Annotated in this window: 2 protein-coding genes; both read right to left on the reverse strand. The window is 64.8% G+C overall.

The annotated features are described in order from the left end of the window. On the reverse strand, positions 1 to 200 hold a 200-nt coding region (locus GSQ87_RS20495), incomplete at its 3' end, for a hypothetical protein (RefSeq protein ID WP_158918232.1). A gap of 387 nt (positions 201 to 587) precedes the next feature. Continuing rightward, positions 588 to 913: glycosyltransferase (locus GSQ87_RS20500; RefSeq protein ID WP_158918234.1), on the reverse strand; the 326-nt coding region annotated here is incomplete at its 5' end.

Consider the following 913-nt stretch of genomic DNA (forward strand, 5'->3'; position numbering starts at 1 on the left):
GCGCCGGCGGTGTCGTCGCTGAGCTTGTCGGCGTGATCATGACCCTTGGACGGGGCCATCTTGTCGTCGGAGCCGGCGGCTGCGGCGGCGTCGCCATGGTCGCGGGCCGGGCGGTTCTGGGCGAGGGCGGAGGAGAGTGGGGCGGTGGCCAGGAGGGCGGCCAGGCAGACGCCTGAGATGAGGCCGGCAGGTGCGCGCATTGTGGTCCTTGAGCGTGGCGTGTGGGTCACGTCTGGAACGTGACAGCGCCGGGACCTTAACGCCCTATTTGGTTATATTATTTCAAATCGGAAACAGGACTCAGGGATTCATTCCGTTCGAATTGCTCGAAACGGCGGCAGAAATGCAGATGCTCAGCCGTGAGTGAACGGACTGCGGCGCATTCCAAACAGAATCATGCCTGCACAGGACGACAGCCCTATACAGAACTTGTGCGTGCGGATTTTAAGGCCGGTTCGCATGGCTGCACCTCTTGCGGCAGAAAACCCCAATTGGCGCTATCAGGTTCCTAATTTTGGGCGGTCTGACGGCTGCTTTGCGACGACAAGGCGGGCGGGGATGCAAAGGCGCCACAGGCGACGCGGAGCTCAGGCTTCCCAGCGGTCCCGCGGCCATTCGAATCCTTCCGCCCCGCCGTCCCGGAACAGTTGCTGGATCAGGTAGTCGAACACCCGCCCGGCCTCGAACAGCGCCCAGGTCTTCGCCCATCCCCGCCGGGCTGTTTCCCGTCGCCGCGCGTCGTCCGCTAGCAGGTCGCGCGCCTGGTCGGCCAGGCCGTCCAGGTCGTCATAGAAGCCGACCTCGTCCTCGCCGTAGAAGCGCTGGAACCCCGCCCGCCGGTCCAGCAGGATCGCCAACCCGGAGCCCAGCATGTGCGCCATCCGGTCCGAGGCGTAGAGCGGCTGGTCGTTAT

Source organism: Caulobacter sp. S45, from assembly GCF_009765965.1.
Taxonomy (GTDB): domain Bacteria; phylum Pseudomonadota; class Alphaproteobacteria; order Caulobacterales; family Caulobacteraceae; genus CAHJWH01.